Source organism: Micromonospora sp. PTRAS2, assembly GCF_054052245.1.
In genome coordinates this window covers 138,381-164,283 of sequence record NZ_JBSWBU010000004.1, presented here as the reverse complement: position 1 = coordinate 164,283, position 25,903 = coordinate 138,381, and the positions used below count along the sequence as shown (strand labels likewise).

Genomic DNA, 25,903 nt, shown 5'->3' with positions numbered 1-25,903 from the left:
GCCGGGCCGAGCAGGGCTGGGCGGGGTCAGTCGCCCGCGCCCAGGGCGACCACCGGGCTCACCCGGGCCGCCCGGCGCGCCGGCAGCAGCCCGGCGAGCGCCGTCGCCGCCGCGAGGGCCAGCACGACCCCGGCGAGCTGCCCGGCCGGGAACTCGACGGGCGCGTCCTGGCCGAGCGCCGCGACGGTCAGCCACGAGTACGGCCACGCCAGCAGCAGGCCGAGGGCCGCGCCGAGGACGCCGTACAGGCCCGCCTCGACCGTCAGCATCGCCCCGAGCCGGCGACGCGACATCCCGACGGCCCGCAGCAGGCCGGACTCCCGGGTGCGTTCCACCACGGACAGAGCCGTGGTGGTGCCGACGCCGACCACGGCGACGACCACGGTCAGGCCGAGCAGGGACAGCAGCACCCCCAGCAGCGCGTCGAGCCGGCCGTCCAGCTCGTCGCGGTCGTCGGCGGTCACCACGATGCCCACCTGCTGACCGCCGGCCGCGCGCAGGGCCCGTACCGCCGCCGCCCGGGCCCGGTCGTCGTCGCCCGCCACGTCGGCCAGCAGCCCGGTCGGGCCGGCCGGCACGCCGAGCCGGTCCAGGTCCGCCGGGTCGACCAGCAGGCCCGCGCCGACCGGGGTGTTCGCCATGGTCGCGGCCACCCGCAGCCGCACCGACCGGTCGCCCCGGGTGACGGTCACCTCGTCGCCCGGCCGCACGCCCGCCTGTTCGGCGAGGAACCGCAGCAGCACCACCCGCCCCGGGCCGGCGTCGGTGAGCCGGCCGGCGCTCGCGCCGAAGTCCGCCCAGGTGGCCAGCGCGCGCAGGTCCAGGTCGGTGGCGGCGAGCCCGTCGACCTCCGCGCCGGCGACGCGCACGTCGGGGCTGCTGCGGTACGGCACCACCCGCGCCAGCTCGCCGATGCCCCGGACGCGCTGCACGAGCCCGGCCGGCAACGGCCCGTCGCCCCGCGCGGTGACGGCGACGTCGGCCGGCGCCATGCCGGCGAGTTCCCGCTTGAGCAGCGTCCCGAGCGAGGCGCTGCCGACGAGCGCGCCCGCGACCAGGGTGACCCCGAGCGCGACGACGACGCTGACCGCCGCCGCCCGGCGGGGTGCCCCGCCGACCCCGCCGACGGCCAGCCGGCCGAGCGGGCCGAGGCGGCGCAGCGGCCAGCCGACAACCGCCAGCACCGGGCGCACGAGCAACGGCCCGAGGGCCACCAGCGCGGCGTACGCGAGCGCGCCGGACGCCACGATCGCCAGCAGCGGGTTCGCCGGGTCGTAGTTCTCCGTGTCGGGGCCGGGCAGCCGGCTCGCCACCAGCAGCGCCACCAGCACCGCGCCCACGGCGAGCAGGAGTCCCGCCGCGGCGCGCAGCCGGCCGACGCCGCGCCGGCCGGCCGTGGTGCTGGCCGCGCGCAACGCCTCCAGCGGGGCGACCCGGGCGGCGGTGACCGCCGGGGCGAGCACCGCCAGCGCCGTGACCAGGGCCGCGCCGAGCGCCACGGCGACCGCCGCCGCGACCGGGTGGCCGGGCGAGGCCACGGCGAGGCCGGACGCCCGCAGCACCGGCGGCAGCCCGTGCCCGACGCCGTACGCGGCCAGCACGCCGGCCAGGCCCGCGACGAGGCCGGTGCCGGCCCCCTCGACGACCAGCGCCCGGAGCAGCCCGGCGCGGGGCGCCCCGACGGCGCGCAGCAGGGCGAGCTGCCGCATCCGCTGGGCGAAGACGATCCGGAACGTGGAGGTGGCGACCAGCACCGCCGCCACGACGGCGATCGCCACGAACATCGTGACGAGGGCGAAGAGGTCCTGGACGCGCCCGCTGACCTCGTCGGCCTCCGCGCGGCGGACCTCCGACCCGGGGCGGACGACGACGCCGTCACCGGCGCCCTCGGACGGGCCGGCCGTCACACCGGGAGCCGACGCACCGGGAGCCGACGCGGCGCCGGCCAGCGCGGCGGACACGGCGTCGGGGTCGACGCCGGGGGCGAGCCGCACCTCGACCTGCCGGAGCTGGTCGGAGCCGCCGAGGCGGGCGGCGAACGCCTCCGTGGTGTAGCCGGTCTCCCCCGGGTCGTCCGGGGCGTCGACCACGCCGACGACGGTCACCGCGACCGGCCGGTCCGGCGCGGCGCCCGCCAGCCGCAGGGTCTCGCCGACGCCCAGCCCGAGCCGGTCGACGGTGCGCCGGGTGACGGCCAGTTCGCCCGCCGTGGCCGGGTACCGCCCCTGCACGACGCGGACCGTGGCGAGCGGCCCGGAGCCGGGGTCGGCGTACACGGACAGGCCCGCGCGCGGGTCGTCGGCGAACTCGTGGAAGTGGTCCGTGCGGCCCACCGCCTCGGCGACGCCGGGCAGCCGGCGGGCCGCGTCCAGCGTCCGCAGGGGGACGCCGTCGCCGCCGGTGACGACCAGGTCGGCCGCCGCCGGGGTGCCGCTGAAGCCGGCGAGCACGGTCCGCTCGGTGACCTGGTAGGCCAGCACGGTGCCGAACACGACGAACGCCGCGACGATCACGGCCAGGCCCGTCAGCAGCGTCCGGCCGGGACGGCGGGCCGCCTCGACTAGCTGCGCGCGCAGCAGCACGGCGCGCCGGCTCACCGGGCCGCCGCCAGGCCGTGCAGGGCGGCGGTGACCGCGCCCCGGTCGGGCTCGGCCAGGTCGCCGGCGACCCGGCCGTCCGCGAGCAGCACCACCCGGTCGGCGTACGCGGCGGCGACCGGGTCGTGGGTCACCATGACGACGGTCTGCCCGAGGGTACGCACGCAGTCGCGCAGCAGGCCGAGCACCTCGGCGCCGGAGCGGGAGTCGAGGTTGCCCGTCGGCTCGTCGGCGAAGACGACCTCGGGGCGGGACACCAGGGCCCGGGCGAGGGCGACCCGCTGCTGCTGGCCCCCGGACAGCTCGCTGGGGCGGTGCGCCAGCCGGTCGCCGATGCCGAGCGCGTCCACCACGTGGTCGAGGAGCTCCCGGTCGACGCCGCGCCCGGCGAGGTCGAGCGGCAGGGTGACGTTCTGCGCGGCGGTGAGCTGCGGCAGCAGGTTGAACGACTGGAAGACGAACCCGATGCGCTCCCGGCGGACCCGGGTCAGCACCCGGTCGGACTGCCGGCCGAGATCGGTGCCGCCGAGCAGCACCTGCCCGGAGGTGGCCGTGTCGAGGCCGGCCAGGCAGTGCATGAGGGTGGACTTGCCGGAGCCGGACGGGCCCATGATCGCCGTGAACGCGGCGCGACGGAAGCCCACCGTCACGCCGTCGAGGGCGCGTACCGCCGTGGCTCCCCTGCCGTACACCTTGACCAGGTCGACCGCCGCGACGGCCGCCGTGGGGTCGGGATGGTGCGTCGTCATGTTCTCCTCCACCTCCGGTGCCGGTCACCGGGACGCCGCAGAGCCTCCCGGTGGACGGGCCGCCGGCGCATCCGTCCGGGGTCGGGTCCGCGCCCGCCGGCTCCGACTTTCGGCAGATCCGCCGGGCCGGCCGGGTGGCTACGGTGGGGGCGATGACCGGAACCTTCAGCGGCGGGTGGCGGCGGGCCGGCCAGGCCGTCGCCCTGGCCGGCATGGCGCTGCTCGGCCTCGTCGACGTCGTCGGCGGCCGGATCTTCCCCGTCGACGGCACCCTGGCCGTGCCGGCCGCGCTGGCGCAGGTCGCGCTGGCGGTCGCCACCGCGGCGGTGTGGTTGCCCGCGCACCGGCAGGGCTCCCGCCGGCTGGCGGCGGCCGGCGGCGCGGTGGCGGCCTGGTCGCTGGCGACGACGACGGCGTACGCCTTCCTACGCGGCACCTACGGCCTGGACGGCCGGGTGCCGGTGCGGGAATCGGCCCACCTGTGGGGGCTGGCCGAGTCGGTCGGGCTGCTCGGGGTGGTCTTCGTGCTGGCCCGGCGGGCCGCCCCGCTGCCGGCCCTGGCCGCCGTGGCCGCGACCGGCCTCGCCGCCGCCGCGCTGCCGCTGCGCGCCGAGGTCGACGCCGACCACCTGATCATCGGCATGGCCTACGCGTTGCTCGCAGCCGGGGCCGCCGCCGCCGGCATGTACCTGCGGATCACGGAGACCGCCCGGGAGCGCCGGGTCGCGGCGGTACGCGCGGAGCAGCGCGCCGAGTTCGCCCGGGACCTGCACGACTTCGTGGCCCACCACGTCACCGGGATCGTGGTGCAGGCCCAGGGCGCGCGCTACGTCGCCGAGCGGGACCCGCAGCGGGCCGTCGCCGCGCTGGAGCAGATCGAGCGGGCCGGCGCGGAGACCATGACGGCGATGCGCCGCATGATCGGGGTGCTGCGCGGCCAGGACGGGCCGGCAGACGCCCCGGTGACGCCTTTGGCCGGGGTGGCCGACCTGGCGGAGCTGGTGGAGGCGTTCACCGCCGCCGGCCCGGTCCCTGCCCACCTGCACACCGACGGGCCGCTGGGCGACCTGCCGATCGAGGTGACCACGTCGGCGTACCGGGTGGTGCTGGAGGCGCTGACGAACGTCCGGCGGCACGCCACCGGGGCGCGGCGGGTGGACGTGCTGGTCAGCCGTACGCCGCAGTGGTTGTCGGTGCGGGTGGCCGACGACGGGCGGGGGCAGCGCGGCGGCCGGCCGGGATACGGGCTGACCGGGCTCACCGAGCGGGTGGGTGCGCTCGGCGGCCGGCTGCGGGCCGGGCCCGGCGTCGATGGCGGATGGGTGGTCGACGCGGCCCTGCCGCTGGGCGGCGGGTCGCCTGCCGGGAGGGGCCTTACCGGCCCGGCGGCGCGGGGGCTCACGGGCGGGGAGGGCGGCCGGTGATCCGGGTGCTGGTGGCCGACGACCAGGCGATGGTGCGCACCGGGTTCGGGATGATCATCGGCGCGCAGCCGGACATGGAGCTGGTCGGCGAGGCCGGCGACGGCGTCGAGGCGGTCGAGCTGACCCGCCGGCTGCGGCCCGACGTCGTGCTGCTGGACATCCGCATGCCGAGGCTGAACGGGCTGGACGCGCTGCGCCGGCTCGCCGGCCCCGGCGTCGTGGACCCGGTGCGGGTGGTCGTGGTGACCACGTTCGACCTGGACGAGTACGTGCACGCCGCGCTGCGCAACGGCGCGTGCGGGTTCCTGCTGAAGGACTCCGGCCCCGCCCTGCTGGTGGAGGCGGTCCGGGCCGCCGTCTCCGGCGAGGCCCTGATCAGCCCGTCGATCACCGTACGGCTGCTGCGGCACCTCAATCCGCCGGAGCCGGCGCGCCCCGACCCGGCGGGGCTGTCGCCCCGGGAGCTGGACGTGGTGCGGCTGGTGGCGCGGGGTGCGACCAACGCGGAGATCGCCGCGAAGCTGTTCATCTCCGTCGGCACGGTCAAGACGCACCTCGGCAGCGTGCAGGCGAAGCTGGACGCCCGTAACCGGGTGGAGATCGCCGCCTGGGCCTGGGAACGCCGCCTGGTCGGCTGACGGCGACCGGCGCCGCCGCACCGGCACGCCGCGGCACCCGAACTCATCGGTCGTCCGGGCCGACGGCCGGGCGGTGGACAGGCCGCCCGGCCGCAGAACCGGCTACAGGTACGGGCGGGTGATCAGCTCGATGGCGTGGCCCGCCGGGTCCTTGAAGTAGACCCCCCGGCCGCCGTGCTCGGTGTTGGTCTCGCCGGGGCGGCGCATCTGCGGATCGGCCCAGTGCTCGATGCCCTGCTCGCACAGCCGCTGGTACGCCCGGTCGAACAGGTCGTCGTCGACCAGGAACGCGTAGTGCTGCATCTGGATCTCCACCGGCGGCTCGGCGAACTGGAGCAGCACGCCGTCGGTGAGCTGGATGTTGGTGAACGGGCCCCAGGACGGCGCTTCCGGCAGCTCCAGCAACTGGCGGAAGAACCGGGCCGACTCGGCGCGGTCCCTGGCGGCGATGATGGTGTGGTTGAACGTGACTGACATCGGGTTGACCTCGCGGTGCTCGACACGGATGGGGGCCTGCGGTGCACAGGCCGCCGGGAGGTCCGCGTGCCGAGCCTGGAGGGTGCCCTGCCGGCACCCGCCGTGCGGTCAGCCCTCCACCGGATCGCCGATCCGTGCGTGGCGAGATGCCGGTCCGGTGTTCACGATCGGTGACGCTACTTGAGGCGTATCGCCACCGCAAACATGATCCCCGCTACGGCATCCGTCCGGGTCTGGGCAGCCGCGCGTTCGGCCTGCGCAGGTCGCGGTGCCGGCCGGCGGAGGCGGGGCCACCCGGCGCCGGGTGCTAGCATTGCTCTCATGACCCAGGTCGGAGGATAAGCGATGGCAGCCCTCAGCATCAGGGATCTCGACGACGCGGTGCGGGAGAAGCTGCGCATCCGCGCCGCGCAGCACGGCAAGTCCATGGAAGCCGAGATCCGGGACATCCTCACCGCGGCCGTCGCCGAGGACACACCAGCGACCGACCTGTTCAGCGCACTCGCCGAGCGCTTCGCCCGGCTGGGCGGCGTCGACCTGGAGCTGCCGTCGCGTTCCACCTCACCCCGCGCGGCGAGCCTGCCCGAATGATGATCGTTCTCGACACCAACGTCGTCTCCGAACTGATGCGGGCCGAGCCCGCGCCAGCGGTGCTCACCTGGCTCCGACAGAGTTCAGGCGCCAGCCTCCACACCACGGTTGTCACTGTCGCCGAGATCCGCTACGGCATCGCTCGGCTGCCCGAGGGCCAGCCTCGGGAATCGCTGCACCAGGCCGCCAACGAGATCTTCGCCGCCTTCCCTCGACAGGTGCTGCCCTTCGACCTCGCGGCAGCCGGCGCCTACGCCGACGTGGTCGCCGGCAGGGAAAGGCTCGGCCGCCCGATCGACGGGTTCGACGCCCAGATCGCCGCCATCTGCCGAGCCCAAGCCGCCACCCTCGCCACCCGCAACATCAAGGACTTCGCCGATACGGGGATCGGAGTCATCGACCCCTGGCAGGCCACGAACGCCTGAGACCACCGCCCTGCCGCGCCGGGTTGGGCACGGCTCGGTGCGGCGGCGCACGCGGCACGCCGTACGACAAGCCGGCCCGCCCGTACCACGCAGCACCGGCTCGACGAGTCGCCGGTCAGGTTAGGCTAACCTTTGTCGGCATGTCGACCTTCCGCAACTCGCCCAACGTGCTGTTCGAGACAACCGTGGCGGCGACCCGGCGACTGTCGCCCGGGTTCGTCCGCGTCACGCTCGGCGACGAACGACTGCGGGAGCTGGCCCCGCACCAGCTCGACCAGCGCATCAAGATCATGCTGCCGATCGCCGGCGACTACCCGGCCGGGCTGCGGGCGGGGCTGCCCGAGCAGGGGTGGCGGCGCGCGTGGCGGTCCACGCCCGACCGCGAGCGGCCCCTGCTGCGCAGCTATACCGCGTACCGGACCCGGCCGGCGGCGGGCGAGCTGGACCTGGACTTCTACCTGCACCAGCCGCACGGCCCGGCGAGCGGCTGGGCGGCGGGGGCCCGACCGGGCGACCGGCTGATGCTGTCGGGTCCGCACGTCCGGGCCGGCCAGCCCGGGTACGGCGTGCAGTGGGAGCCGGGGCCGGCGACGCGGGTGCTGATCGCGGCGGACGAGACGGCGTACCCGGCGGTGCGGGGCATCCTGCCCAGCCTCGGGCCGGGGGTGCGGGCGACGGTCCTGCTGGAGGCCGGCGACGCGGCGGACGCCGCCACCCTCGACGACGTGACCGCCGGCCACTCGGTCCAGGTCGGGTTGCGCAGCGGGGCCCGGGGCGGGACGGCGCTGACCACCATGGTGGGTGACTGGTTGGTCGAGCACGGCGCGGCGGCAGCCGGGGCGGGGACCGACTTCTACGCCTGGGCGGCCACGGAGAGTAGCAGGATCGCGGACCTGCGTCGGCTCTTCGCCGAGGCGCGCATCGACCCGGATCGGGTTCACACGCAGGGGTACTGGCATGATCGCCCGGCCCGCGAGGAGGCGGCAGATTAGGTTACGCTAACCTAATCCCGCCGCCCTGGCATCACCATAAGTCACCAGACGGGAACCTGCACCATGCGCTCGACAACCCCTCGAACAGCCCGCCGACGCCTCCTCGCCCTCGCCGTCGCCTCGACGACGGCGCTCGTCGTGGCCGCCTGCGGCTCCGCCGACGCCGACCAGGCGGGCAGCGTCGGTGACACCAGAACCGTCGAGCACGCGCGCGGCAAGACCGACGTGCCGAACAAGCCGACCCGGGTCGTCGTCCTCGAACCGGTCCAGCTCGACACCGCCATCGCCCTGGAGATCACCCCGGTCGGCGCAGCCGTGCTCAGCGAGGCCGCCGGCGTGCCCAGGTACCTCGGCGACAAGGCCGCCGGCATCACCACCGTCGGCACCGTCCAGGAACCCAACGTGCAGAAGATCGCGGCCCTCAAGCCCGACCTGATCATCGGCACCGAGTCCCGGCACTCCGCCCTCTACGACCAGCTCACCACCGTCGCCCCGACCGTGTTCATGGCGTCCCAGACCGACCCGTGGCAGGACAACGTCACGTTCACCGCCACCACGCTCGGCGGGGCGGAATCCGCCGCCAAGCTCCTCACCGGCTACCAGCAGCGGTGCGCGGAGATCGCCGCGAAGTTCGGCACCGCCGGGAAGACCGCACAGCTCATCCGGCCGCGCGACGGCGTCCTCACGCTGTACGGGCCCACCTCGTTCGCCGGCAGCACGCTGGAGTGCGTCGGCTTCAAGACCCCCCAGCGCGACTGGGAGAACTCCATCTCGGTCGACATCTCCCCCGAGCGGGTGCTGGAGGCCAAGGCCGACCACGTCTTCGTCACCACCGTCGACGTCAACGACCGCAGCACCATCCCGGCCTCGGTCGACGCCAACGCCGCCGCCTTCCCCCGCCTGCACCTGGTCGACCAGTCCTTCTGGATCACCGGGGTCGGCACGGTCGGTGGACAGGCCGTCCTCGACGATCTCGAACGCATCCTCGCCGCGTCGAATTGACCACCACCACACCCGCACGCGCGGCACCGCCGACCACCGGCCGTGCCGCGCGTCGCCGTACCGTCTGGCGCTGGCTGGCCGGGGCGGTCGCCGTACTCCTGGGGTCGGTGGTGTTGTCGGTCTTCGTGGGCGCGAACCCGGTGCCCCCGGCGGACGTCTGGGCGGCGCTGCGGGGCGCGGGCAGCGACACCGCGCAGTACGTCGTCTGGGGACAACGCCTGCCGCGCACCCTCGCCGGGCTGCTGGTCGGCGCCGGGCTCGGGGTGGCGGGCGCCCTGATGCAGGCGTTCACCCGCAACGCGCTCGCCGAACCGGGCATCCTCGGCGTCAACGCCGGAGCCGCCGCGTTCGTCGCCGCGGGCATCGCCTTCCTCGGGGTCACCTCGCCGGCCGGCTACATGTGGCTCGCCCTGCTCGGCGCGCTCCTGGTCGCCACCGCCGTATACGCCGTCGGCGGCGCGGCGGACCTGCGCGCCACCCCGACCCGGCTGCTGGTGACCGGGGTGGCGACCGGTGCCGTGCTGGCCGGCCTGACCACGGGGATCACCCTCACCCACCCCGACACCTTCGACCGGATGCGCGGCTGGAACGCCGGCAGCCTGCTCGAACGCGACGCCGCCGTGGTGCTGCCGGTGCTGCCGCTGATCGTGGCCGGCCTGCTCGCCGGGCTGCTCGCGGCCCGCAGCCTGAACGCGCTCGCGCTCGGCCCCGACCTGGCCGCCGCGCAGGGCGTCAGCCTCGTCCGGATCCGGCTGCTCGTGCTGGGTGCGGTGACCCTGCTCGCCGGCGGGGCGAGCGCCATCGCCGGGCCCATCTCGTTCGTCGGGCTCGTGGTGCCGCACCTGGTGCGCTGGGGCGTCGGCACCGACCAGCGCCGGATCCTCGCCGGCTCCCTGCTGGCCGGCGGGGTGCTGGTGCTGCTGGCCGACGTGGTCGGCCGGATCGCCGTGCTGCCCAGCGAGATGCCGGTCGGCATCGTCACCGCGTTCGTGGGCGCGCCGGTGCTGATCGCGCTGGCCCGACGGCGACGGGCGACCGCGCTGTGAGCGCCGGGAGCCGGCCGGTCCGCCGCACCGCCGGAGGCCGCCGGCTGGTGCTCGGCACCGACCGCCGGCACGTGGCCGTCGGCGTACGCGAGGCCGCCGTCTGCGCCGCCGCCGCGCTCGTCGTCGCGACGCTGGCGGTGGTCGGCCTCTGGCTGGGCGACTTCCCGCTCCGCGTCGACGAGGTGCTCGGCGTACTCGGCGGCCGGATCGGCGGGCTGACCCGCACCGTCGTGCTGGAGTGGCGGCTGCCCCGCGTCGCCGCCGCCGTCGCCTTCGGCGCGGCACTCGGCGTCGCCGGGGCGATCTTCCAGACCATCACCCGCAACCCGTTGGCCAGCCCGGACATCATCGGCCTGGCCAACGGCTCGTTCTCCGGAATGCTGGTCGCCCTGCTGCTGCTCGGCGGCGGCTGGCACCTGCTGATGCTCGGCTCGCTCCTCGGCGGCCTGCTGGCCGCGCTGGCGATCTACCTGCTCGCCTACCGGGACGGCCTCTCCGGATTCCGGTTCATCGTCGTGGGCGTCGGCGTCTCCTCGATGCTCGCCGCCACCAACACCTGGCTGCTGCTCCGCGCCGACCTGGAGACGGCGCTCTTCGCCGCCGCCTGGGGTGCCGGTTCCCTCAACACCGCCACCGCCGAGGTGGTCTGGCCCGCCGCCGGGGTCGTCCTGGCGCTGCTGGCGGTCACCCCGCTGTGGGCGGCGGCCCTGGCCCAGTTGGAACTGGGCGACGACGTCGCCGCCGCCAGCGGCGTCGCGGTCGACCGGAGCCGCGCCATCCTCGTCCTGATCGCGGTCGCCCTGGTCAGCGCCGTCACCACCGTCGCTGGCCCGATCTCCTTCGTGGCCCTGGCCGCCCCGCAGATCGCCCGCCGGCTCGTCCGGGCACCGGGCCTGCCGCTCGCCGCCACCGCCGGGGTGGGGGCGGTGCTGCTGCTCGGCGCCGACCTGGTCGCCCAGCACGTGATCCCGCTGACCGTGCCGGTGGGGGTGGTCACGGTCACCCTCGGCGGCGGGTACCTGCTCTGGCTGCTCGTCCACGAGATCAGGAGGACCAGATGGTCGACCAGCTGAACGCGCGGCTGCGGGCGGAGAACGTCACCCTCCGCTACGACCAGCGGATCGTCAGCGAGGAAATGTCGTTCGCGGTGCCGGACGGCTCGTTCACGGTGCTCATCGGGCCGAACGCGTGCGGCAAGTCGACGCTCCTGCGGGCGCTGTCCGGGCTGCTCCGCCCCGCCGCGGGCCGGGTCCTGCTCGACGGGTCGGATCTCGGCGGCCTGCCGGCGAAGGAACGCGCCCGCCGGCTCGCCTTGCTGCCGCAGACCATGACCGCGCCCGAGGGGATCACGGTGCGGGAACTGGTCGGCCGGGGCCGCTACGCCCACCAGCGGGTGCTCCGCCGCTTCTCCCACGCCGACGAGGAGGCCGTCGAGTCGGCGCTGGCCGCGACCGGCACGACCGAGCTGGCCGACCGGCGGGTCGACGAACTCTCCGGCGGGCAACGCCAGCGGGCCTGGATCGCCATGGTGCTGGCCCAGGAGACGCCGCTCGTGCTGCTCGACGAGCCCACCACCTACCTGGACGTGGCGCACCAGATCGACGTGCTCAACGTGCTGCACCGGCTGGTCACCCAGGGCCGCACCGTCGTGGCCGTGCTGCACGACCTCAACCACGCCGCCCGGTACGCGACCCATCTCGTGGCGATGCGCGACGGCCGGATCGTGGCCGAGGGCCCGCCCGCCTCGACGGTCGACACCGGGCTCGTCACCGAGGTCTTCGGGATGCCGAACCAGGTCGTCCCCGACCCGGTCACCGGAGCGCCGCTCGTCGTGCCGGCCGACACCCGGGAGCCGAGGTTCACCGGCAGGCCGCACGCTACCTCGCGAGGAGTTCCAGGAGCGGTTCGTCCGCCTGAGCAAGGGTCGGTGGGCCGACCAACGGGCTGACCAGGACACGTCGGCAGTGGTCGAGTTCGACGTACAGCTCGCCGCCCGTGCCGTCGCCGGCCCGCAGCACGGCGAACCTGTCGGCAGCGCCCACGCACCGTCCGGCCGGAGGCAGCGCGGCCAGCACCCGCAGTAGCGCCTCCCGTTCCGAGGGCGGGAGGGACCGCCCGTACGCGAACGACCCGGCGGGCTCACTCGTGCCCTGCTGGTCTGCCGGCACGCGGAACACACACAGCCGCAGCGGTGCGGTCGGCGGGAAGGGCGGCACGATCCGACCGACTCGTGGCCGGCTGCCCTGCTGACCGGCTTCGGTGGCGACCATGTCCGACCAGGACTGACCGCAGCCCGAGGCGGCCGCCCCGGCCGACTCGATCTCCCGCACCACGGTCCGGAACGTGATGCTCAGTCGTAGGCTCCGGACCGCCTGCTGGACCTCGGGGAGGGGCTTGCCGCAGCCGTCGACCGGCAGCCCCGGTCTGATCCACCGGCCTGACACGTCGAACAGCAGCAGGTTCGGCACCGACGGGAGTTCCAGGGTGCAGGCGTCGGTGGTGGGCCCGCCGTCAGGCAGGCGCAGGGCGGCGAGAAGGCCGGTCAGCTCGGTGGAGCGACCCTCGGTGAGGACCAGGTCCGTGCCGCCGTCAGGGCGGCGGGTCGGCTCCTGTCGGCAGAGGACCGCCGCCGTGGCCGGGAAGCCGGTGTCGAGGCGGGGCAGGGTGAGAGCCTCGGTCAATGGGCCAGCGAAAGCTTCGGGCGCGTCGACCGCGCAGGAGGTCCAGCCTGACTCGACCGCCGGCGTTCCGGTTGTCCGGGTCACCGCTGGAGCCGGCCGCGAGTCGGCTGGCGGCCCGGCGACCGCGCCGCACGCCGCAAGCGCGGCCACGGCCACCACGACGACGACCTCGCGAACGACAGCGCCCATGTCATTCCCCAACGATCCGCCGCGCCGAGCCGTTGCGCGGAGTTGGACGACGATCACCCGCTGGATGGTTTCCGTCGCCGCGATCGCCACCTCCCACCAGATCATCCGACACGAGACAGTCTTTCTTCAGACAATCCCGCCTCATGCGATCGGATTCGGCTCAAGCCACGACGCGTACGGCGACGGCGCGGTGGTCGTCGTCCCCGCGGGCGGGCATACGACCGGCTCCGTGATCGTCTTCGTGACCCTGTCGTCCGGCCTCCGCTACGCGTTCATCGGCGACCTGACCTGGCAGATCGACGGCATCCGCCGGCGGGTCGAGCGGCCGTGGCTGCTGAGCAGGCTCGCCGACAGCGATCGCGGCCCGGCTGCGCCAGGACGTCCTCCGCATGATCGCCCCGGACGGGCTGATGCGGATCGTCCCCGCGCACGACCTCGGCTCCTACGACGACATCCCGCTGCTGGCCCCCGAGGCCGCGGCCCGGTCCCACTGACGACGTACGGTTCCCGCATGCAGAGCCCGCGACCACCGGCACCCGAGACCATCGGCCCAAGCCCTTCCGTCGACTCCGAGATCACCTGGCTTCTGCATCGGGCGGCTCAGCGCATGCGCGCGGCGACCGGTGACGTGGCCGAGGAGCACGGGCTCGGGCTGCGCGACTACATCGTGCTGAGCGCCCTCGTCAAGACACGCGGGCGCACTCAGTGCGAACTCGGCAGATCGCTGGGGCTGGACAAGACCACCCTCATGAGCCAGCTGGATCGCCTCGAACGCAGAGCCCTCGTGGAGCGCCACGGCGCCCCGGGCGACCGCCGCCTTCGCATCCCCGTGATCACCGACGACGGCCGGGTCCTGTGCATGAAGGTGGCCGACGCCTGCGCCCCGGTCGAGACCTCGGTGGTCGACCGCTTCGGCCAGGACCAGGTCCAGGCCCTCCGCCGCATGCTGTTCGCGATCATCGGCGACGTCGAGGACCGGGGATCGTGCCTGTGACCACCAGCAGGGACCACGGCGCGGCCAACCCCCAACCGGCCGCCCATGACCTGGACCGCTTCGCCCCCGTCTGGTCGGCAACGAGACAGCCCTGATGACCCCAGGAGCCGGAAGCGTGGAACAAGCCGACTCATCGCCTTCGTCACCTACGACCGGCGACTGCTATCCCAGCCAAGGAGTCACGCCGCCGTGGCACCAGCGGCGGCACGCCCGGACCTGACCACTCCTGAAAGGCGCCCTACCAACGGTAGGCGTCGCGCCGGTGGCGGATCGAGTGGATCTCCACGACTCGTTTTGCCTCGTTGATCCGGTAGACGATCCGGTAGGTGCCACGCCGGGCGGAGTGGAAGCCGTCGAAGGGTTCGTCGAGAGGCTTGCCCACCCGGAACGGGTTGATCGCGATCGCCCGCTGGATGGTCTCCGTCGCCGCGATCGCCACCTCCAACGGCAGGTCCTCGTGCAGGTTGCGACGAGCCTGACGGGAGAACATCACCGTGTACGGGCTGAGCGGTTCGTCTGTGTGGTCGTCCATCCGCCTGCCTGGAGGCATCAGGCCGCCCTGCTTCGACGCCGCTCCAGCTCGGCACGAACCTCGTCCACCGAGAACGTGTCGCCGGCCGCGAAATCCTCCCGCGACTGGCGCAGGTCTGCGAGAGTCTCGTCGTCGGACAGCAGGTCCAACGTTTCCCGCATCGATTCGTACTCGGCCACCGAGATCAGCATCACGTCGGCCCGGCCGTTACGGGTGATCGTGAAGTGATCATGCTCCCGGGCGACCCGGTCGGCGAGCTCGGCGATCCGGGCCTTGGCTTCCGTGATCGGAATGGTCTCCATGCCAACCACTTTAGCGACCGGTCAGAATCATGGCCAATCTGACTGCTCATCGCGACGACCACGGCTCGCCACCATGCTGGACGAGCGCAGCGGGCCGGAGGCACCCACCATGCGAACCACCGCCACGATCGCTGGGCGACCCGTTGGTAGTGCATCTGCCCACGTTGGATCTCCACGGCTCGTTTCGCCTCGTTGATCCGGCACGTGCCGCGTCGGGCGAATGGAAGCCGTCGGTGGACACCGGCGTGACGACCCACTGACGATCCGCGTCCGAGCGTGGAGCCATCCGTGGCGGTCGGACGACTACGGAGAAGTCCGACGCCCGGTGGAGGCCATCGACGCCCCCTCTGACAGAGAGCGAGCCCAGCCGAACTACCGAGGGAGACGGTCTCAGCCGATCATGCGGCGGCGCACCTCCAACGCCTCGGCAACCTCGGCGACGTTCACCTCGATGAGCGCCGCTGGCATATCGGCCGCCGGCATCCGCCACAACAAGACAGCCACACCACCAGCGCATGACACGCAAGGCGCCCCCCGCCAGGCCGCGAGGGCTACCACTCCCGACCGAGCCATCGGCCGTCTCGACATCGGATGCCCTACGGTGCAATACTTACGTGGTCATGTCCGGCCACTAAGGAGTACAGCATGGCCCCCCGCACCAAGTCGGGAAGTGCAGAACTGGCGGCGGCCATTCGAGAACGACGCGTCGCCCTCAACCTCAGCATCGAGGAGGCGGCAGCGAAGGCAGGGGTCGGCGCCAAGTCATGGAGTCGCTACGAGTCTGGCGGTGCCATCCGCCAAGACAAGGCCCGCGGAGTCTGCCGGGCTCTAGGCTGGAGCAAGCTACCAGGAGACGAGAAGAATCCCGACCACCCCGCAGACGACTGGCTCCGCGAAGTTGACCACAGTCACAGAGCCTGGTCTGAAGCGCTCGGCGACCTCTACGGCAAAGCGTGCGCGACAACGTTCGCAGTGGGCAGCGACGTCATTGGCGACCAACTCGCCGATGATCTCGGAGCTCTCACAGACCAACCTCGGGGGACCCACCTGGGTCAACTCGCCGCGTCATGGCTCGACGGCGAACTACCACCTCAGTTCCTGCCTCGCTACGACTACGAATTCATCTACGGACTCAAGGCAGCCGTATCCCGGCTCCGCAACCGGTTCGCCCATGGCGACCTCGTCGCCCACACCGTGCTGGAGGAACTGGCGCTCTATCTCATCTTCGGATACGCCGAAGTGCTCGCCGATATGGAGACCACCGTCTTCGATGACGAGACCGACGACTGGCGCGACTGGCTAGCTGGGATCCTGGGCGACCTCGATGTCGAGTTTCTGCTCTTCACATCCGGCGTGATGCTGACTCCGGACGCCGCTTACCACTTTGACAATTGGGACAAGCCGCAGTTCTACCCACGTGAAGACGCTGAGGTGGGCGTCGCACAGGCATCCGTCTCGATCAAGCCTGTCGATCAGTAACCCCCTGACTCGAGACTGAAAGATCCCGGGCCGCCCGACTCGAACAGCCCGACACTCAGGATTGCCTGCATCGTTCCGCAACTCCAGTGCACACGCCGCAGGAGTACAGCGGCTTATACCTGAGCGAGCCAAAGGCCGGTTCGGCACCATCGACCTGGACCCCGTCGTCGGCCAGTTCTTCACCGAGCATGTCCGGGACTTTCCGCCAGCGCCGGTCGAGCCGGTCGACCTCACATCGGGCGACCCGCTTCGGAGAACGGTGCCGCTACTGTTCACCACCATGCACGGCAGTCCGTTCACCGATCGGACCTGGTTCCGGGAGTGGGCTGGCTGGCCACTTGATCCTGGATGCCGCCACTGACCAGAATCAAAGATCTGTTGTACCGACGAGTACTCCCGATCTTGATCTATGCAACGCGCCTGGTCAGCGACGTGAGGGTGGGGCGGAGGTACCACCATGCGAACCACACCGCCACGATCGCCGGCAATCCGATGCCCCTGGATCTGCCCGGCATGCGGGTGCCGAAGGGTGCTCGATGGCCCCGGCTTGCCGACCGGTGCGGTTCGCCGGGACGACTCGCCTCGTCGTACGTGATGTCGGCCGAGGCGCGCGGGGATCAGGCGATCTGACGGAGGTCGCTGCCGTAGTCGAAGATGATCCGCATCCTGGCGCCGAGCGCTCGTGCGTACCGGCTGAGGGTTGCCACCTCGTTGGCGTCCAGGTCGCCGTTTTCGATCTGGCTCACCCGACCGGGCGTGACTCCCATCAGCTCGGCCACCTGCCGCTGGGTGAGACCGAGACGCTTGCGCTCCTCGGCGAGGTGGAACGCGCTGACCCACGCCTCGGTGCGGGCGCGCTCCACATCGAGCGCGTCGTCGTCCCCATCGTGCAACTCGGCGCGAATGTCGTCCCAGTCATGGAAGTCGACCATCAGCCCTCCCTCCGTTTCCTCTCGAAGGCTAGCCAACCCTCGTAGGCGACCTCGGCGATCGGGATCGCGTTCTCGTACCACCGCGTCCAGTCTCCGGCCTTGTTGCCGGCGACCAACAGCACCGCCTGCGACCATGGATCAAAGACGAACAGAAGCCGGATAGCGACGTCGCGGCCGGATCTCGGCCGCAGCTCCTTGAGTTGCTGATGCTCGAACCCCGGAGAGTGTCGACCAGCGGACGCCCCAGACCCGGACCGGTCTCGGCGAGCATGTCGATCGCCGCGTTCACCGAGCGGTACGCCGCCGGGTCGGTCCGACGCAGGGCCACAACCAGTCACGGACATCGCCTGTCGCCCTGATCGCCCAGCGGTTGGCCGGCCCATTGGCCACGGGACAACTATAGCTCAGGCTATACACGCCAGGCCGTGCTTCACTCATGCGAACCGTGGAAGCACAGGTCAACAGCGAGATCATGTTACGCGGTGGGGCGGACGGGACTCGAACCCGTGACCGAGGGATTATGAGTCCCCTGCTCTAACCCGCTGAGCTACCGCCCCGCAACCGCGCCGGATCGTAACCCGGCCGGCGATCACCGGCCAGCACGAAACAGCCCCACCGCCGGCAACCGATCGATGATCCAGCACGATGGGCAACGCGAGGATAACAGCACGCAGCCGTCCGCGACGGCCTCAGCCCTGGGCGCGCAGCTCGGCCAGCACGGCCCCGGCGGCACGCCAGCCGCTGGCCAGCGCGCCCTGGATGGACGGGCTGTCGCGGTGGTCCCCGGCGACGAAGAGGCCACCACCGAGCGCCACCGGTTTGCGCAGCCGGCCCTGCGGCGGCGGCGCGGCGGGCAGCGCAGCGGGGACGTCGACCGTGGTCAGGTGCTCCCAGTCCGCCGTGGGGCGCCCGTAGAGGCGGGCCAGCTCGGCGCGGACGACCGGTTCGGGCGGGGCGGACGGGCCCACCACGGAGGTGGCGACGAGGTGCCGCCCGGCGGGCGCGTACGTGGGCGCGGCCTGGCTCAGCACGACGGTGTTGGCGACCAGTTCCCGGCGGTCGCCGTCGACGAGCAGGATCGGCTCGTCCAGGGGCGGGGTGTCCGTGGCGTGGTAGTAGGTGGTGTAGGCGTGCATGCGTACCCGGCCGAGGGCCGGCAGCAGCGTGCCGGCGGTGGGCGGGTCGACGGCGACGAGCACGGCGCGGCAGCGCAGCTCGCCGGCCTGGGTGCGTACCCGATGGGCTTCGACCTCGGCGACCGGTGTGCGCAGCTCGACCAGGTCGGCGGGCAGCGGCGCGGCGATCGCCCGGGGCAGCGCACCCATCCCCTGCGCCGGCACGCCGACGCGCCCCCGGGCGAACGAGCGCAGCACCATCGCCAGCACGTGGCTGGAGGTCTCCAGCGCCCGGTCGACGAGCACGCCGGACAGGAAGGGCCGCAGCAGTTCCTCGATGATCGCGTCGGAGAGGCCGGCGCGGCGCAGCGCCCCCTCGGCGGTGGTCTCGGGGGCGTCGAGCAGCCGGCCGGGCGGCAGGGTGGCGCAGCCGGTGGCCAACGCCGCGAACCGGAGCCGGTCGCGCAGCGAGCCGACGTCGGCCAGCGCGGTGCCCGCCGCCCCGGCGGGCTCGCGCAGCGGGTTGACCAGCCGGGCGACGCCCTCGCCGCGCCGGACCAGCACCCCGGGGGTGAACCAGCCCAGGTCGAGGGTGGCCAGGTCGAGCAGCGTGCCGAGCCGGGGGTACGCGGTGTTGAGCACCTGGAAGCCCCGGTCGATCAGGTACCCGTCGATCGCGTCGGTGGCGACCCGGCCGCCGAGCCGGTCGCCGGCCTCCAGCAGCCGCCAGGACACGCCGGCGCGGTGCAGCCGGCGGGCCGCAGCGAGGCCGGCGAGGCCGCCGCCGACGATGACGACGTCGGGCTCAGCGGGCATGACGCGCCTTCCGGTCCGTGCGGCTCAGCCGGCCGGGCCACCAGATCCGCGCCCCGATGTCGTACGACAGGGCGGGCACCAGCAGCGAGCGGACGACGATGGTGTCGAGCAGGACCCCGACGGCGACGGCGACGCCCAGCTCGACGAGGACGACCAGGGGCAGCACGGCGAGTGCGGAGAACGTCGCGGCGAGCACGATGCCGGCGGAGGTGATGACGCCGCCGGTGACGGCGAGGCCGGCGAGCACGCCGGGGCGGGTGCCCCGGTGGACCGACTCCTCGCGGACCCGGCTCATCAGGAAGATGTTGTAGTCGATGCCGAGGGCGACGAGGAAGACGAATGCGAACAGCGGGAACGACTGGTCGACGCCGGGGAAGTCGAGCAGGTGCCGGAAGATCAGCGCGCACAGCCCGAGGGTGGCGAGGAACGACAGCACCACGGTCGCGATGAGCAGCAGCGGGGCGAGCAGGGCGCGCAGCAGCAGGGCCAGGACGACGGCGATCACCAGCAGCACCACGGGGATGATCACGTTGCGGTCGCGGGCGGACGCGTCGGAGGTGTCCACGTTGATCGCGGTGAACCCGCCGACAACCGTGTCCGAGCCGGGTACGCCGTGCACGGCCTCGCGCAGGTCGCGGATGGTGCGCTCCGCGCCGTTGCTGTCGGGCGGGTCGGCGAGGGTGGCCTCGAACTCGACGCGGCCGTCGACCACCTTCGGCGGGGCGTTCGGGTCGGGCGGGCCGGCCTGGCTGCCCTGGGTGACGGGGCGGACGGCGGCGACGCCGGGCACCCGCTGGGCCACCTCGGCGACCTGCTGGGCGCTGGCCTGGTTGGTGAAGATGGTGGCCGGGCTGCCGGTGCCGGCCGGGTAGTGGGCGGCGATCACGTCCTGGCCGGCGACGGAGTCGGTGCGCTGGGTGAACAGGTCGGTCTGGCCGAGGGTGGTGACGCCGAGCTGGGTGAGGCCGATGGTGAGCAGGGCCAGCACCGCAGCGGTGGCGAGCCAGACGACCCGGGCCCGGCGGGCGACGAAGCCGGCGATGCGGCTCCACAGTCCGTGCTCGGTCTGCGGGTCGGCCTGGTCGACGGCGGGCCGGCGCGGCCAGAACGCCCAGCGCCCGCCGAGCACGAGCAGGGCGGGCAGGAAGGTCAGCATGACCAGCAGGGTGGCGGCGATGCCGATGGCGGCGATCGGGCCGAGCGCCCGGTTGGAGTTGAGGCTGGACAGCAGCAGGCAGAGCAGGCTGAGGATGACGGTGCCGCCGGAGGCGATGATCGCCGGAGCGGCACCGCGCCAGGCGGCCCGCATGGCGTCCCAGGGGCGCCCGTGCCGGTGCAGTTCCTCCCGGTAGCGGGCGATGAGCAGCAGCGCGTAGTCGGTGCCCGCGCCGAAGACGAGGACGGTGAGGATGCCCTGCGCCTGCCCGTTGAGCTTGACCACGTCGTGGTCGGCGAGGAGATAGACGAAGACCGCCGCGAGGGCGTACGACGTGCCGGCGGCGAGCAGCGGGAAGATCCACAGCACCGGGCTGCGGTAGACGACCAGCAGGATGACCAGCACCACGCTGAGGGTGACCAGCAGCAGCGGGCCGTCGATGGCGCCGAAGACCTCGATGAGGTCGGCGAGCAGCCCGGCGGGCCCGGCGACGTCCACGGTGAGGCCGTCGCGGTCGCCGCCGGCGATGGCGCGCAGTTCGTCGACGACCTGCCCGATCCGCTCCCCTTCGGCCTCGTCGATGGGGACGACCACCTGGAGGGCCTGGCCGTCCTGGCTGGGCACGGGCGGCGGGATCGGTGTGACGACGCCGGGGACCTGGGCGAACCGGGCGGCGTCGGCCGCGGCCCGCTGCCGGTCGGCGTCGGTGATGCCGGTGGTCCGCGCGTAGACGACGAGCGCCGGGGTGGTCTGCCGGTCGGCGAACTCGGCGGCCAGGTCCTGCGCCCGGGTGGCCTCGGCCTCGGCGGGCAGGAAGGAGGCGTTGTCGTTGGTGGAGACCTCCCCCAACTTCCCCGCGTACGGCCCGGCCACCCCGCCGACGACCAGCCAGCCGATCACGACCAGCGCCGCGACCAGCGTGGCGGTGCCGCCCCGTCTTCCGGCCATCCCACCCACCCACCTCTTGAATCGACGCAGCGATCGACGCAGCGGGAGTCTAAGTCGACATCGACCATCCTGCCGGCCGAGCGCGTCCAGGCGGGCGGAAACGGCCCCGTTACCCCCGCCGGGCCACCGCCATCGCGGGCCGCGCGCCGCCCCTCACACTCGCCTGCCGGGCGCGCGGGGTGCGCGGGCTTCGCGGGGGTGCGCGGGCTTCGCGGGGTGCGCCGGCTTCGCGGGGGTGAGAAGGGAACCCTTCTCTACCGCAGGCGTTAACAAGGGGCCCTTCCTTGCACCAAGCACGCATGCGAGAAGGCCCGCCGGCTACGGCCGGCGGGCCTTCTCGCTGTTTGCTCCCCCGTTTGGACTCGAACCAAAAACCTGCCGGTTAACAGCCGGCTGCTCTGCCAATTGAGCTACGGGGGACCGCTCGCCGCCCGGGATCGGATCTCTCCGACACCCTCGGCGACGGCACAAGAGTACAGGATTCACCCGGGGTTTGGTCCAGGGGGTTCCGACGCGGGGCGCACCGGCGCCGGGGGTGTCCGAACCGCCCGGCGGGCGGACAATTCGCCATCCGGGCACAACCAGGTATGAGCGCGGTGGAGGATGGGTAGTTAGCTGCCGACAGAGGACGTAGGCGCGAGATACTCGTCGCCCGCGGGGTCCGCCCCGGGGAGGCGACGGCGCGTCAGGTACGGAAGGAGCCGCCATGCGCGGAAAGATCATGTTTCTTGGCGGGCTGGCTGCGGGATTCGTCCTGGGCGCCCGTGCCGGCCGGGAGAAGTACGAGGAGCTGGTCGTCCGGGGCCGCAAGGTGCTCGACCACCCGACCGTCCAGGAGGCGGCCGGCGTCGCGCAGGCCCAGGCCAACCGGCTCTACAGCGAGGGCAGGGAGAAGCTCAGCCAGTCGAAGATCGGCGAGAAGCTGGGCAACAACGGCAGCAGCGGGGGCGACAGCGGCAAGCACGAGCTGACCGCCGCCGACAAGCCGTTCGCGGGCACCCCGGCGACGGTCGGCGCGAAGGCGGGCGGGGGCCCGTCGGGCACCGGCGCGTCCGGGTCGACCACGAGCGGGTCGGCCTCCGGCCCGGCCCGGACGAAGCCGTCCGGCACGGGCACCAACGGCAGCACTCTCTGACTGACGGTTAGCGACGGGCCGGTCACCTTCGGGTGGCCGGCCCGCTTGCCGTGCCGGCGGCGCACTCTGCCGCACCGGGCCGCCCGCCTGCCGCGCCGGGATGCCTTGCCATGCTGGGCCGCAACCGGGCGTCAGCCCAGCTCATCCCACTTTTGTCGACGCCAAGCAAAAGTTGGAGCGTTTCCACGAAAACTCCTTCCTTCGGTCTCTTCTCTTTCCTCCCCGACGCAATTACGGTCCTGCGTAAGAACCTGGCCAGGCTCTCGTCACCTCCCCAAGCGACCACCTCAGCCACGTCCCGGTGCTGAGGCGGACCCGCCTGACCAGAGCGAGGTTCGATGCTCCGAACCACCGGCCGCAGGGCCGCCACCCATCTCAGCCTGTTAGCCCTCGTCGGCGCGACACTCGTCGCGACGACGCAGCAGCAGCCGACCCCGGCGCTCGCCGCGCCGACCACCGTCCTGTCCGCACCCTCCTCACCCAACGGCATCCAGTACAAGGTCCTCGTCTTCACCCGCTCCGCCGGGGGCAGCCACGCCGCCACCGCCGCCGGCGTGGAGGCCGTCCGCCAGCTCGGCAAGGACCGCCGGTTCACCGTCGAGGTGACCGACGACGCCCGCAAGTTCGACGACGCCCACCTCAAGCAGTTCCGGGCGGTCGTCTTCCTCAACACGGCCGGCGAGGTGCTCGACGACGCCCAGCAGGCCGCCTTCGAGAAGTACTACCGGGCCGGCGGCGGCTTCGTCGGCGTCCACTCGGCCATCGAGGCCGAGCCCGACTGGTCGTTCCTCACCGACGTGCTCGGCACCCGGGCCACCGGGGCCGCCGAGGTCGCCCCGGCGACCGTCACCGTCGCCGACCGGGTCCATCCCGCCTCCGCCACGCTGCCGGAGCGCTGGCAGCACACCGACCGCTGGTACAACTACGCGGCCAACGTCCGGGGTGTCTCGCACGTGCTGGCCACGGTGGACGAGAAGACGTACGCCGGCGGCAGCATGGGCTACGACCACCCCGTCACCTGGTGCAAGGACTACCAGGGCGGCCGGTCGTTCTACACGGGGCTCGGGGCCACGGCCGCGAGCTTCCGCAGCACCGACCTGCGGGCGCACCTGGGCGGCGCGATCCAGTGGGCCGCCGGGGTGACCGACGGCGACTGCGGCGCGACCGTGCTGGCCAACTACCAGATGACGGTGGTCGGGGCGCAGCCCAACGTCAACGAGCCGATCGGCTTCGACGTGCTCCCCGACGGCCGGGTCATCCAGACCGACCGGCGCGGCGGCGTACGCCTGCACGACACGGAGACCAACGAGACCACCGTGCTCGCCCAGATCCCGGTCTACACCCACAGCGAGGACGGGATGTACGGCCCGGCGGTCGACAACGACTTCGCCACCAACAAGTGGGTGTACCTCTACTACGCCCCGCCGCTGGACACCCCCACGGGCGCGGCGCCGACCACCAACGCCGACCCCACCACGTGGGACCGGTGGAAGGGCTACTTCCAGCTCTCCCGCTTCAAGTTCGTCGACGGGGAGACCCCGTCGCTGGACGTGGCCAGCGAGCAGAAGATCCTCCAGGTCCCGGTGGACCGGGGCGCGTGCTGCCACGTGGCCGGCGACATCGCCTTCGACTCGAAGAACAACCTGTTCCTGGTCACCGGCGACGACACCCCGTCGGGTGCCGGCGGCTCCGGCGGCTTCTCCCCGCACAACGACTCGGTCAGCGCGGCCGGCGTCTACCAGGCGCCGTTCGCCGACGCCCGGCGCAGCTCCGCGAACACCGACGACCTGCGCGGCAAGGTACTGCGGATCACGGTGGGCGCGGACGGGTCGTACACGGTCCCGGCGGGCAACCTGTTCCCGGCCGGCACGGCGAAGACCCGGCCGGAGATCTACGCGATGGGCCTGCGGAACCCGTTCCGCATCACCGTCGACGCCAACGATGTCGCGTACGTCACCGACTACTCCCCCGACTCGTCGACGGCGGCGGTGGGGCGGGGACCGGCCGGCACCGGCCGGATGATGGTGATCGACAAGCCCGCCAACTACGGCTGGCCGCTGTGCGTGCAGCCGAACCTGCCGTACATCGAGATGAACTGGACGACGAGTCCGATCTCGCCGGTCGCGCCGTTCGACTGCGCGGCGCCGCGCAACACCTCGCGGCACAACACGGGCCTGACCGAGCTGCCGGCGGTCGAGAAGTCGGAGCTGTGGTACTCGTTCCAGGCCCCCACCCCCTGCCCGGAGTCGTACCTGTCGACTCCGACGCAGACCTGCCCGGTGCTGTTCCCCGAACTGGGCACCGGTGGCGTCGGTCCGCACGGCGCGGCGAAGTACGACTACGACCCGGAGCTGAGGTCGGAGACGAAGTTCCCCGCGTACTACGACGGCGCCATCGTGTTCGGTGAGTTCACCCGCGACACCCTCAAGGAGGTGCGGCTCGACTCCAACGGCGACATCCTGAAGATCAACAACATGTTGAACTGCGGGCAGGCGCCCACCACCCCCACGCAGCCATTCCTGTGCGACAACCCGATGGACATGCGCTGGGGCGCGGACGGCAACCTCTACCTGCTCACGTACGGCGACGGGTTCTTCAACGTCAACCCCGACGCGGCCATGCTGAAGTTCAGCTACGTCAAGGGGCTGCGGGCGCCGATCGCGACGCTCACCGCCACCCCGACCAACGGCATCGCGCCGCTGACCGTGGCGTTCTCCAGCGCCGGCTCGAAGGACCCGGACCCGGCCGACTCCATCTCGTTCGCCTGGGACTTCGACGGCAACGGCACCACGGACTCGATCGACCCGAACCCGTCGCACACGTACACCGCCAACGGCGTGTACACGGCGCGGCTGACGGTGACCGACTCCAGCGGCAAGACCGCCTCGGCGAACACCACCATCACCGTCGGCAACACCGCGCCCACGGTGACCGTCAACACCCCCGTCGAGGGCGGCTTCTTCCAGTGGGGCGACAACATCCCCTACACGGTGACCGTCACCGACCCGGAGGACGGGCCGGTCGACTGCAGCAAGGTCGAGGTCACCTTCGTCCTCGGGCACGACCAGCACGGCCACGGTGGGGCCAACGCGTTCGGCTGCTCCGGCGTGCTGCCCACCGACCCGGACGACGCCTCGCACGGCGGCTACATCTACGGGGTGATCAGCGCGTCGTACACCGACGGCGGGGCCAACGGCCAGCCGGCGCTGACCACGGTTGACCAGCAGGTGATCCAGGCCAAGAAGCAGGACGTCGAGTTCGCCGCCGACCAGTCCGGCACCACCGTCGCCAACACGGCCGACGTCGGCGCCGGGCAGCACCGCGGCAGCCTCGACCCGGGCGACTGGATCGCGATCAACGGCACGGTGAACCTGACCAACATGCAGTCGGTCACGCTGCGCACCTCCGGCGGCAGCGCCGCCACCGCCGGGCAGCCCCGGTTCGGCGTCGAGTTCCGGCTCGACTCCCCCACCGGCCCGCTGCTGACGACCGCCACGGTCAACGCGACCACCGGCAACACGGTGTTCACCAGCACCACCGTCCCCTTCACCGACCCCGGCGGCACCCGCCGGCTGTACCTGGTCTTCACCGCCGTCCCCGGCGGCCCGGCCAGCGGCTTCGGCAACCTCAACTGGGTCGAGTTCAACGGTCAGGGCATCGGCGTCACCCCCTGATCCCACCCC

22 protein-coding genes, 2 tRNA genes and 1 pseudogene are annotated in these 25,903 nt (G+C 72.9%); 13 read left to right on the top strand and 12 right to left on the bottom strand.

Annotated features, from left to right (window positions below):
• Positions 1-26: 26 nt before the first annotated feature.
• A complete protein-coding gene (locus tag ACVMYR_RS15735; protein ID WP_457122112.1) occupies positions 27-2,597 on the bottom strand; it encodes an FtsX-like permease family protein in 2,571 nt (856 codons plus the stop codon).
• Complete coding sequence (locus ACVMYR_RS15730; RefSeq protein ID WP_077938812.1) at positions 2,594-3,346, bottom strand: ABC transporter ATP-binding protein; 753 nt, start codon at positions 3,344-3,346, stop codon at positions 2,594-2,596. The genes ACVMYR_RS15735 and ACVMYR_RS15730 overlap by 4 nt, the downstream gene beginning before the upstream one ends.
• 152 nt (positions 3,347-3,498) lie before the next feature.
• On the opposite strand from ACVMYR_RS15730, the gene ACVMYR_RS15725 reads away from it, so the two are divergent.
• Together ACVMYR_RS15725 and ACVMYR_RS15720 are read left to right on the top strand one after the other, a co-directional pair.
• Positions 3,499-4,770, top strand: coding sequence for a sensor histidine kinase (locus ACVMYR_RS15725; protein WP_457122111.1), 1,272 nt, complete (start codon positions 3,499-3,501; stop codon positions 4,768-4,770).
• A complete protein-coding gene (locus ACVMYR_RS15720) occupies positions 4,767-5,408 on the top strand; it encodes a response regulator (RefSeq protein ID WP_077938811.1) in 642 nt (213 codons plus the stop codon). The genes ACVMYR_RS15725 and ACVMYR_RS15720 overlap by 4 nt, the downstream gene beginning before the upstream one ends.
• 102 nt (positions 5,409-5,510) lie before the next feature.
• On the opposite strand, the gene ACVMYR_RS15715 is transcribed toward ACVMYR_RS15720, so the two are convergent.
• Positions 5,511-5,885, bottom strand: coding sequence for a VOC family protein (locus tag ACVMYR_RS15715; protein WP_077938810.1), 375 nt, complete (start codon positions 5,883-5,885; stop codon positions 5,511-5,513).
• 345 nt (positions 5,886-6,230) lie between these two features.
• Between ACVMYR_RS15715 and ACVMYR_RS15710 the strand changes: the two genes are divergently transcribed.
• The 7 genes from ACVMYR_RS15710 to ACVMYR_RS15680 all read left to right on the top strand — a co-directional run bounded on the left by ACVMYR_RS15710 (position 6,231) and on the right by ACVMYR_RS15680 (position 11,889).
• The gene (locus ACVMYR_RS15710) at positions 6,231-6,476 is read left to right on the top strand and encodes a FitA-like ribbon-helix-helix domain-containing protein (RefSeq protein WP_074474644.1); all 246 of its coding nucleotides are present in this window, start codon (positions 6,231-6,233) and stop codon (positions 6,474-6,476) included.
• On the top strand, positions 6,473-6,901 hold the full coding sequence (locus ACVMYR_RS15705) for a PIN domain-containing protein (RefSeq protein WP_457122110.1): 429 nt from the start codon (positions 6,473-6,475) through the stop codon (positions 6,899-6,901). The genes ACVMYR_RS15710 and ACVMYR_RS15705 overlap by 4 nt, the downstream gene beginning before the upstream one ends.
• A gap of 140 nt (positions 6,902-7,041) precedes the next feature.
• On the top strand, positions 7,042-7,893 hold the full coding sequence (locus tag ACVMYR_RS15700) for a siderophore-interacting protein (RefSeq protein ID WP_457122109.1): 852 nt from the start codon (positions 7,042-7,044) through the stop codon (positions 7,891-7,893).
• A 63-nt stretch (positions 7,894-7,956) separates the two neighbouring features.
• Positions 7,957-8,895: an ABC transporter substrate-binding protein gene (locus ACVMYR_RS15695; RefSeq protein ID WP_457122108.1), complete on the top strand. Its 939-nt coding sequence runs from the start codon at positions 7,957-7,959 to the stop codon at positions 8,893-8,895.
• The gene (locus tag ACVMYR_RS15690) at positions 8,892-9,941 is read left to right on the top strand and encodes an iron chelate uptake ABC transporter family permease subunit (RefSeq protein ID WP_457122107.1); all 1,050 of its coding nucleotides are present in this window, start codon (positions 8,892-8,894) and stop codon (positions 9,939-9,941) included. The genes ACVMYR_RS15695 and ACVMYR_RS15690 overlap by 4 nt, the downstream gene beginning before the upstream one ends.
• The gene (locus tag ACVMYR_RS15685) at positions 9,938-11,014 is read left to right on the top strand and encodes a FecCD family ABC transporter permease (protein ID WP_396787716.1); all 1,077 of its coding nucleotides are present in this window, start codon (positions 9,938-9,940) and stop codon (positions 11,012-11,014) included. The genes ACVMYR_RS15690 and ACVMYR_RS15685 overlap by 4 nt, the downstream gene beginning before the upstream one ends.
• Complete coding sequence (locus ACVMYR_RS15680) at positions 11,011-11,889, top strand: ABC transporter ATP-binding protein (RefSeq protein WP_457122294.1); 879 nt, start codon at positions 11,011-11,013, stop codon at positions 11,887-11,889. Before ACVMYR_RS15685 ends, ACVMYR_RS15680 begins: the two co-directional genes overlap by 4 nt.
• On the opposite strand, the gene ACVMYR_RS15675 is transcribed toward ACVMYR_RS15680, so the two are convergent.
• Positions 11,819-12,622, bottom strand: coding sequence for a hypothetical protein (locus ACVMYR_RS15675; RefSeq protein WP_457122106.1), 804 nt, complete (start codon positions 12,620-12,622; stop codon positions 11,819-11,821). The two genes, ACVMYR_RS15680 and ACVMYR_RS15675, sit on opposite strands and share 71 nt — an antisense overlap.
• A 700-nt stretch (positions 12,623-13,322) precedes the next feature.
• Here ACVMYR_RS15675 and ACVMYR_RS15670 point away from each other — a divergent pair.
• Entirely contained in the window at positions 13,323-13,805 is a 483-nt protein-coding gene (locus ACVMYR_RS15670; protein ID WP_457122105.1) for a MarR family winged helix-turn-helix transcriptional regulator, read from the top strand.
• 238 nt (positions 13,806-14,043) lie between these two features.
• Here ACVMYR_RS15670 and ACVMYR_RS15665 read toward each other — a convergent pair whose 3' ends face one another.
• Positions 14,044-14,337: a type II toxin-antitoxin system RelE family toxin gene (locus tag ACVMYR_RS15665; RefSeq protein ID WP_457122104.1), complete on the bottom strand. Its 294-nt coding sequence runs from the start codon at positions 14,335-14,337 to the stop codon at positions 14,044-14,046.
• Positions 14,338-14,354: 17 nt separating this feature from the next.
• Positions 14,355-14,639: a type II toxin-antitoxin system Phd/YefM family antitoxin gene (locus ACVMYR_RS15660; protein ID WP_077938803.1), complete on the bottom strand. Its 285-nt coding sequence runs from the start codon at positions 14,637-14,639 to the stop codon at positions 14,355-14,357.
• A gap of 645 nt (positions 14,640-15,284) precedes the next feature.
• Between ACVMYR_RS15660 and ACVMYR_RS15655 the strand changes: the two genes are divergently transcribed.
• On the top strand, positions 15,285-16,118 hold the full coding sequence (locus ACVMYR_RS15655) for a helix-turn-helix domain-containing protein (protein ID WP_457122103.1): 834 nt from the start codon (positions 15,285-15,287) through the stop codon (positions 16,116-16,118).
• Positions 16,119-16,735: 617 nt separating this feature from the next.
• Here the strand turns inward: ACVMYR_RS15655 and ACVMYR_RS15650 are convergent.
• The 6 genes and pseudogenes from ACVMYR_RS15650 to ACVMYR_RS15625 all read right to left on the bottom strand — a co-directional run bounded on the left by ACVMYR_RS15650 (position 16,736) and on the right by ACVMYR_RS15625 (position 21,505).
• A complete protein-coding gene (locus tag ACVMYR_RS15650; RefSeq protein ID WP_077938802.1) occupies positions 16,736-17,050 on the bottom strand; it encodes a transcriptional regulator in 315 nt (104 codons plus the stop codon).
• A pseudogene (locus tag ACVMYR_RS15645) lies at positions 17,050-17,488 on the bottom strand (type II toxin-antitoxin system RelE/ParE family toxin). Before ACVMYR_RS15645 ends, ACVMYR_RS15650 begins: the two are co-directional and overlap by 1 nt.
• A gap of 45 nt (positions 17,489-17,533) precedes the next feature.
• Positions 17,534-17,607, bottom strand: a tRNA-Ile gene (locus tag ACVMYR_RS15640).
• A 132-nt stretch (positions 17,608-17,739) separates the two neighbouring features.
• Positions 17,740-18,981 (bottom strand): NAD(P)/FAD-dependent oxidoreductase, encoded by a 1,242-nt coding sequence (locus ACVMYR_RS15635; protein WP_457122102.1) that lies wholly within the window; start codon positions 18,979-18,981, stop codon positions 17,740-17,742.
• A complete protein-coding gene (locus ACVMYR_RS15630; RefSeq protein WP_457122101.1) occupies positions 18,971-21,085 on the bottom strand; it encodes an MMPL family transporter in 2,115 nt (704 codons plus the stop codon). Before ACVMYR_RS15630 ends, ACVMYR_RS15635 begins: the two co-directional genes overlap by 11 nt.
• A 347-nt stretch (positions 21,086-21,432) precedes the next feature.
• Positions 21,433-21,505 (bottom strand) — tRNA-Asn (locus tag ACVMYR_RS15625).
• A 286-nt stretch (positions 21,506-21,791) separates the two neighbouring features.
• Here ACVMYR_RS15625 and ACVMYR_RS15620 point away from each other — a divergent pair.
• On the top strand, positions 21,792-22,220 hold the full coding sequence (locus tag ACVMYR_RS15620; RefSeq protein ID WP_457122100.1) for a hypothetical protein: 429 nt from the start codon (positions 21,792-21,794) through the stop codon (positions 22,218-22,220).
• 338 nt (positions 22,221-22,558) lie between these two features.
• A complete protein-coding gene (locus tag ACVMYR_RS15615) occupies positions 22,559-25,894 on the top strand; it encodes a ThuA domain-containing protein (RefSeq protein WP_457122099.1) in 3,336 nt (1,111 codons plus the stop codon).
• Positions 25,895-25,903: the final 9 nt, after the last annotated feature.